Annotated in this window: 5 protein-coding genes, 1 rRNA gene and 1 other annotated feature (1 of these 7 only partly in view); all 6 genes read right to left on the bottom strand. The window is 38.9% G+C overall.

Annotated features, from left to right (window positions below):
• A 16S ribosomal RNA gene (locus QFX10_RS06450) occupies positions 1-770 on the bottom strand (it extends 795 nt beyond the left edge of the window).
• Positions 771-1273: 503 nt separating this feature from the next.
• Complete coding sequence (gene tyrS, locus QFX10_RS06445; RefSeq protein ID WP_280605447.1) at positions 1274-2530, bottom strand: tyrosine--tRNA ligase; 1257 nt, start codon at positions 2528-2530, stop codon at positions 1274-1276.
• A 40-nt stretch (positions 2531-2570) separates the two neighbouring features.
• Positions 2571-2765, bottom strand: a binding site (T-box leader).
• A gap of 65 nt (positions 2766-2830) precedes the next feature.
• Positions 2831-3268 (bottom strand): Fur family transcriptional regulator, encoded by a 438-nt coding sequence (locus QFX10_RS06440; protein ID WP_280605446.1) that lies wholly within the window; start codon positions 3266-3268, stop codon positions 2831-2833.
• Between the two features lie 411 nt (positions 3269-3679).
• Positions 3680-4264 carry a metal-dependent hydrolase gene (locus QFX10_RS06435; RefSeq protein ID WP_280605445.1) on the bottom strand — a complete coding sequence of 195 codons (585 nt, stop codon included), beginning with the start codon at positions 4262-4264 and terminating at the stop codon, positions 3680-3682.
• Between the two features lie 14 nt (positions 4265-4278).
• The gene (locus tag QFX10_RS06430) at positions 4279-7368 is read right to left on the bottom strand and encodes an AAA family ATPase (RefSeq protein ID WP_280605444.1); all 3090 of its coding nucleotides are present in this window, start codon (positions 7366-7368) and stop codon (positions 4279-4281) included.
• Entirely contained in the window at positions 7365-8483 is a 1119-nt protein-coding gene (locus QFX10_RS06425) for an exonuclease SbcCD subunit D (protein WP_280605443.1), read from the bottom strand. The genes QFX10_RS06430 and QFX10_RS06425 overlap by 4 nt, the downstream gene beginning before the upstream one ends.
• Positions 8484-8552 lie beyond the last annotated feature (69 nt).

Below are 8552 nucleotides of genomic sequence, written 5' to 3'. Positions count from 1 at the left end.
ACAGACCAGAGAGCCGCTTTCGCCACTGGTGTTCTTCCATATATCTACGCATTTCACCGCTACACATGGAGTTCCACTCTCCTCTTCTGCACTCAAGTCTCCCAGTTTCCAATGCACTACTCCGGTTAAGCCGAAGGCTTTCACATCAGACTTAAAAGACCGCCTGCGTTCCCTTTACGCCCAATAAATCCGGATAACGCTTGCCACCTACGTATTACCGCGGCTGCTGGCACGTAGTTAGCCGTGGCTTTCTGGTCAGATACCGTCGAAACATGAACAGTTACTCTCATGCACTTTCTTCTCTGACAACAGGGTTTTACGATCCGAAGACCTTCTTCACCCACGCGGCGTTGCTCCATCAGGCTTTCGCCCATTGTGGAAGATTCCCTACTGCTGCCTCCCGTAGGAGTTTGGGCCGTGTCTCAGTCCCAATGTGGCCGATCAACCTCTCAGTTCGGCTACGCATCATTGCCTTGGTAAGCCTTTACCCCACCAACTAGCTAATGCGCCGCGGGCCCATCCGAAAGCGGTAGCCGAAACCACCTTTCACATAAACACCATGCGGTGTTCATGGTTATGCGGTATTAGCACCTGTTTCCAAGTGTTATCCCCCTCTTTCGGGCAGGTTGCCCACGTGTTACTCACCCGTTCGCCACTCAACTCTTTATCGGTGAGTGCAAGCACTCGGTGATAAAGAAGTTTCGTTCGACTTGCATGTATTAGGCACGCCGCCAGCGTTCATCCTGAGCCAGGATCAAACTCTCAATTTAAAGTTTGTGACTCTTTATTTTACTAGCGAATTGACTTCGCAAAATGTTTATTTGCTCTTATCGCTTAGATAAGAGACCCTGCACATTTGCTTATCGAAACTTTGTTCAGTTTTCAAAGATCTACTCAAATATTTTGAATAAAAATTCAAAATATCTCACGTCGCATCAACTTAATAATTATATCAACTATCAATTCTCGATGTCAACAATATTTTTTTTAAATATTTTTTGTTGTTATCAAAGTGCTTTACCGCACCTCAACGACAAGAACTACTATACTCACTTTTCAGTTATACGTCAACCCTTATTTTGAAATAAAATGTATAAAATTACAAATATAATTTCATAAAAACCGAACTAATTTCAGAGAATGCTTTTTTAGTTCGCTTTTTTGTTTTATTTATTCTACGATAATTAAAATCCTTCGTTTTTGATCCATTAAAAACACTTACATTAAAAAAAACTCTTTTTAGAAAAAATTTCTAAAAAGAGTTTTCTTAACTTTATTTTGTTACACGAGCTAAGAAGTAACGCTTCTTACCTCGACGCACGATCACAAAACGTCCATCAAAGTTAGCTGCTGGATCGACGATAAATTCAAGGTCAGTCACACGTTCTCCGTTTAGATAGATCGCTCCATTTGAAATGTCTTCTCGCGCTTGTCGTTTAGATTTTTCGATCCCAGTCTCAACTAAAAAGTCGACGAGATTTTTAGGTGTCGCTTCGATCTCAACTGTCGGCATATTTTTAAAACCTTGTTCGATCTCTTCAGCTGTTAGATCTTTGACTTCACCTGAGAAAAGGGCCTTTGAAATATGTTCAGCTTGTGCTACTGCTTCTTTACCGTGAACAAATTCCGTTACTTCTGTTGCCAAACGACGTTGCGCTTCACGGCGTTCTGGATGTGTGGCTAGTTTTTCTGCCAAATCATCGATTTCTTCTTTACTTAAGAACGTAAAGTATTTCAAGTATTTGAGCACATCACGATCATCTTGATTTAGCCAAAACTGGTAAAATTCATATGGTGTCGTCTTTTCGCTGTCTAACCAAACTGCACCACCAGCCGTTTTTCCAAACTTAGTTCCATCTGCTTTCAACATCAATGGGATCGTCAAAGCAAAAGCCTTTGTATCTGAGCCTTCCATCTTATGGATCAGATCGATCCCTGCTGTAATATTCCCCCATTGATCAGCCCCACCGATCTGAAGTTGGACATCATTTTCTTGTAAAAGATGATGGAAGTCGATCGATTGTAAAATTTGGTAGGTAAATTCAGTATATGAGATCCCAACTTCAAGCCGACTTGCAACGACCTCTTTATTCAACATCGTGTTTAAGTTGAAAAGTTTACCATAATCACGCAAGAAATCTAATAAACTGATCTGTTTTAACCAATCATAATTGTTAACGATCGTAATATTATCTTTACCAAACAACTTCTTCATTTGGGCAGTCAAGGCTTCTTCATTATGATGGACTTGCTCCATTGTTTGTAAAACACGTTCTGATTTTTTCCCAGAAGGATCACCGATCGAGCCTGTCCCCCCACCAATAATGATATGTGCTCGATGTCCAGCCATTTGGAAACGTTTGAGCATCATAAATGGGATCAAATGTCCAATATGCAAACTATCACCAGTTGGATCAACACCACAGTAAACGCCAACTGATTTTTGAGCCAATAATTCTTCTAGACCTTCTTCGTCTGAAACTTGGTTAACCGCTCCACGCCATTTTAATTCTTCTAAAATATTTTCCATAAGTTCCTCCTTTTTATAAAAAAAGCCCCTGATGCAAAACATCAGGGACGAATTGTTTTCCGCGTTACCACCCAGATTGCTGACCTAAAGCCAGCCTCCTTGAACATCGATAACGGAATGACCCGTTTTTTGCTCCATAGTGTAATTCAGCTCAAACGTATATGCCACCTTCCAGCATAAATGGCTCTCTGTTATAGGGACGTTTGCACCTACTAAGCTACTTCATTGCAATTTATCAAGTGTGAACTTTGATAAGCTCTATTATATATTCTCACAATTATTAAAGCAAGCTCACAAAATTCATTCCTTAGCTTGGCACTCAGGACAAAGACCGTATACATCATAGCGACTACTGATAATGCGATAAGCGCTCTGCTTTTGAGCTAATTTTTCTAAAGCTAAGTAACTATCATCAAAAACATCTTCGATCTTACCACAATTCAAACAGATCAAATGATAGTGTGGCTGATCAAAATAATCATACCGAACATGCCCCGCACTATCTAAAGCTACTTCAACAACAAGATCATGTTTGGCTAAAAGCTCAAGCGTATTATAGACTGTCGCTAAACTCACTTTATGATCTTGTTTTTTTAGATACTGGTGGATCATATTGATCGACGGATGTTCTGTCGAACGCATCAAATAAGCTAAAATGATCTGCCTTTGTGGTGTTGCTTTGATCTCATGCTGTTTTAATTTTTGGGCAGCTACAACCAATACTTCTTGATCTTTCATCGACTTAGCTTACTATACTTAGGCCACACTCAAGTTGAAGGCGGTCGTTTTGATAGCTTTTCCTTTCCTCAAATTGATCTTTCTTACTAAGATTATATACTGATAGTTGCTTTACATCACAACCTAATTGGATCGATCCAGCAGAGAACAAAAGACACAACTTTTTGTTGGAAAACAATAAGTTTAAGGGCTCTCACATGCTAAGTAGACCGACTACTACTCGTTTTCATATCCCAAAGCCAACTTTTATCAAAAGCGCCCACTATCTTTACAGACAAAACGCTATTATCGATACCTTTTTTCAATATATTAAAATCTAAATACTACTTGTAATTATAGCAGAAATTTGACTGACATGCGTTTAACTTTTCAGCATCGCAATAAGCTCAATGAGCAATTTTAGGCTAAAATTTAAAGTCCCATCAATGTTTGCAATTTGACTAAAAAGAGCTTGATATAGACTAAACAGCCCTTTGAAAATAACGTTTGCAGTTTTCCTAAATACAAGAGATCAAGCTCGATCAAAAGCAAACATAACATAAAACCTAAGATCAAATATTCGCTAACATGTCCTGTACGGTAGTAAAAAAGCCGTTTTCGCGAACTGCGTTTGACTTTTGAAAACGGCCAAAACCAATGGATACTATTTTTAGAAAAACTATCTTCGCTCAAATGCAATAAATAGCCTCCAAATAACCAGAAAGGTACAAAATTGGCTTCTGGCGATAAGTAATGACGCGCGATCCAAAGCGTACCTAAATAGACTAAGATGGCTACGATCAAGGAATGTGTCGCCCCTCTATGTCCTAGCGTCTTACTAGCAACTTTACTAACAACTTGGCTTTTTTTACCGATAAATGACCGGGGATGATCGATATCTGGAAGAAGACTTCCACAAGCTAATGCGAGCCCATTGATCACCGTAACTTGACCGACAGCCGCCATTAATGGTAAGCCAAGCGCAAATGAAGTCGTCAAATGTGTCCGATATTGCATAATGTTCCTCAAATCTAAAGTAATGCTCGATATTTTAAAGTACTCTGTTCCCCATGAGTAATAACTTGTAACTGATAAGGTAATTGTTCTTTTAATTCAGTTACATGACTAATGATCCCCACGATCCGCTCTTGTCCGTCGATATTTTGTAATGTCGCCAAAGCAGTTTGCAAAGCTTCTTGGTCAAGAGAACCAAAACCTTCATCAACAAATAAAGCATCGATCTGGATCCCACCACTTTGTTGTTGGATAACTTCGCCTAAAGCTAAAGCTAGTGCTAAAGCTGCTAAAAAGCTCTCGCCCCCAGAAAGAGTATGCACACTTCTTTTTTTACAGACGCTCGCATCGTAAATATCGAGTTCTAAGCCAGTACTTGAAGCTCCACGTCCAATTTCATCACTCAAGCAAAGTTCATAGCGTTCATTAGTCAATTGTGCTAAACGCAGGTTAGCAACATCTAAAACTTGCGTCAAATAGTTTTGTAAAATATACCGCTCTAAACCAAGTTTTTGTTCACCTTTCCCAGTTACGACATCAACTAGTTCTTTTAGTTGCGCCAAATGCTCTAAAGCAAGTTTATTTTTCTCAAAACCTTGTTCAACTCGGAAGAACAACTGCTGTTCCCGTTTAAAACTAAGCTCAAGCGTAGTTATATTTTCTCTGATCATCTCTAAATGTCGCTTGCTTTCAGCTAAACTTGTCGTTAATTCTGTAAGATCGACTTTAGGCCGTCCTATGACTGCTTCGCGTAATAATTCGATTTGAGAATTATTTTTTTGCCATTCACTTTCAAAAGTGGTGATCGCCATTTTATATTTTGCGATATCTTTCTTAGCTGCTAATAATTCAGCTAATGAGGCAAGTGTTTCAGCCACAGCTTCACAATTTTGGGTGAGATGCTGCGTTAGTGATGCTTGCTTGGCTTCTACTGTGCTCTTTTCTTGACTTAATTGTTTCAACTCAGCCGTAAGCATCGCAACAGATTCTTTGGCTTTTATTTTTTTAGCATTAAGTTCTGTCTGTTCTTTTTCAAATTCATATAATTCTGTTTGCCACAGCTCAAGTTGATGTTTTGCCTGAGCTTTCGTAGGGTGATCAGCCGGTAACTCAGCCGCTTTAGTTGCTAATTCTGCTTTTGCCAAAGCTAAATTCGTTGCTAGACTTTGCAACTCGTTTGTCAGATCTGATCTATTTTCTTCTAGTTTTGGGAGCTCTTTTTGAAGAGCTTGTTGTTTCATCAAAAGGGCTCGCTTTTCTTCAGTTTCTTTTTTGAGTTTTGCTTCAGCTTTTTCTAACTGTTTTTTTTGAGCAGTCAAAAACTCTTTGGCTTGAGATAATTCCAAACATTTGATCTCAGCTAAAAAATTGGTTGTTTTGTTCGTAACTTCTACTTTAAATTCCGTCAAACGAGCCGTCGTATTTTTGACATCACTAACATAATATTCATACGTCGCAAGCGTTTGCTGCTGTTTTTCCTTAGCAGCTTTAACTTGTTCTTCATTGACAAAACTATCTGACGTTTTTGTAGCTAAATGAGGATGCTCACTACTTCCACATACCGGACAAGGGTGTCCTGGTTTCAATTTTTGAGCTAGTTGTACGATCTGGGAACTTAAATAAGCTTGCTCAAGCTCATTAGCTTTTATTTCTGCTTCTTGTTTTGCCTTTTTAGCATCTGCTCTTTTCTGTTTCAAAATATTTAACTCGTGAGCTTGCTCTACTTTCTTTTTTTTATCCTGCTTGATCTCAGTGTACTTGGCTTCTTCTGTCAGGTGCTTTGTTTTTTGATGCTCAAGGTGGAGCTTTTGCTCATTTAGATCAGCTAAGGCATCTAAGCGCACAGTCACATCTGCTAATTTAGCTTGAAGTTCATCATATTTGGCGCTCAAAGCGTTATTTTGTTGCTCCTTTTCAGTTTTTTTAAACATCAGATCTTCACATTTAGTTGCGAGTTCGCTGAGCTGTTGGTATTTTTCTAAGCTTTTAGTTAGTTCATGGATCTTTAATTCTAATTTTTTGAAATAAGGTATTTGCGTTGCCTGAATCTCTTCTTTTTCAGTTAAAGTACGTAATTTGGCAGTGAGCTGAGCTTTTTCTTTTTCTTTTTTCGGAAATACTTTAGCTAAATCAGCTATTTTCTGTTTTGCATCTGCTAATAAAGTCCACTCACCTTTTTGCGTCTGCGCCCATTCTAAACGCTGTAATTGCTTTTTTTGCTCTTGGATCTGTGCTTTTTTAGGAGCCAATTCAGCTTGTTTTGCTTGTAATTTAGCTAAGCTTTCACGTTGATGTTCAAGCTCTTTAGCCGCTGTAAGTTCTTGTTCAAGCTGTTTGACTTGGCGTTTTTGTTTTGCTTCATCCACTTGAAATTGAGCAAGTTGTTCAGTTTGCTGAGCTAATTTTTGTGTCACCAATTCGAGCCACTGTTCTGTTCTCAAATTTTCATCAACTAACTCGCTTTGTTGCATTAAAAGTTCAAGCTCGCGTTTTTGTGTAGCTGAAATACCATATTCTTCTTTGTATTTCTCTTTTAATGCCGTACTCCACTGTTCAAAGAGTTCTGTGCCAAAAAGATTGCGGAGAACTTCTTCTTTTTCACTACTATCTGCAGCTAAGAAATTACGAAATTGACCTTGAGGCAACAAAATAACTTTTGTAAATTGATCGGCATTCAACTTGAGTAATTCATCAATAAAACGTTTGGCTTCAGGGATCTTAGTGATCACTTGTGTTTTTCCTGCTTGATCTTCATATGTCAAAGCGACTTTAGCAGCTCGTTTTACTTCTTTTTTGCCACGTCCGACTAATGTCTGCTGTGGGCGGCGTTCGATCTGGTAGATCTTTCCTTGGTGTTCAAACGTGAATTTGACGCAAGTCTCTTCTTTTGTCGTTGCAAAGTCAGAACGCATTTGAGTCGCAGCCCGTTTTTTGCCTGAAGTTTCATTAAAAAGAGCATAACACATCGCATCAAAGATCGTTGTTTTGCCACTACCTGTCTTTCCTGTGATCAAAAAAAGAGGCGTCTCTTTAAAACGTTCAAAATCAACATTCTCATGTTTAAATGGTCCAAAATTGTCTAATTCGATCTTTAATGGTCGCATCATACATCCTCTTTCTGTCTAAGTTTTTCCAAACATTCTTTAGCTAGGTCTGCTTGGAGTCTCGTCATTTCTTGCCCTGTTGTTTGTTCAAAGAAACCAGCTAAAAGTTCTAATGGTGTTTGTTGTTTCACTTTTTGGCGCTGTTTTGAGCGCGAATTAGGCTGTTTTTGCCATTTCAATTCTAGTAAACGTGGATAATACTGGCGCAAACGGCTCATCGCATCGATCACTGGATGTTCATCTGTAAGTTCGAGCGCTGTAAATGTCTCAGCTGTAATACTTTGAAAGCTTTTAGGTGCTGTTAACTCAGCAAAAGTTCCCTTTAAAAGTTTGATATCGTGTAATGGTTTTAAAGCACACCACTTTGTCGTTTTGCTTTCGGTGTCTACGATCCAAACTCCTTTTTCACGTGTTGCTTCAGCGATCGAATATTTTAAAAGCGAGCCACTGTATTTGATATGTTCGGCTTGTGAAGCATCTTTATCATGCAAATGCCCTAAAGCTACATGATCAAAAACTTGAAAAACTTCTGCCGGTACTGCATCGAGTCCACCGATCTCAAGCGATGTTTCCGAAGCTGTCCGTAAACTGCCTGCTACAAAAAAATGAGCTACTAAAACATGTTTTTTTTCTGGATCAAAACGCTCCTGCATCAAAGCCACGATCCTTTGCAGCGCCTCAGTTATATTTTTTATTTCCTCATCAAAATAGTTTCGTGCTGCTTGTAATTCAAAGTAAGGCAATAAAAAGAACTGCACATCTTTAAGTTCGATCGGTTCAAAAGCTTGTGAAAGTTTGGTATGAACATAAAAATCAGTTTGTTTATACCAGTCACTGCCTGTCGCTAAGCGCACTGCAGAATCATGATTTCCACTGATCACTAAAAGGGGCAAGTTAGCTTTTAGATTCAATTCGTAGAGCATCTGATCAACTAAAGTCACTGCTGTTTCACTTGGAAGCGAGCGATCGTAAAGATCTCCTGCAATAACGACAGCATCGACTTGTTCTGTTTGGGCGATCTTTTTGATCTGTGAAAATGCCTCTAACTGTTCTTCAACTAAACTATAATCGTGTAATTTTTTTCCGATATGCCAGTCAGCAGTATGTAAAAATCTCATCTTACCCCTCTTTTCAAACTGTTGTTCGCTTGTTATTATACCACGGCTCTTGTTAACTAGCACATATCA

The organism is Ligilactobacillus faecis (assembly GCF_029889745.1).
In the GTDB taxonomy this organism is placed as follows: domain Bacteria; phylum Bacillota; class Bacilli; order Lactobacillales; family Lactobacillaceae; genus Ligilactobacillus; species Ligilactobacillus faecis.
Note: the sequence above shows the minus strand (reverse complement) of the source record. Positions and strands in the feature narration are given on the sequence as shown.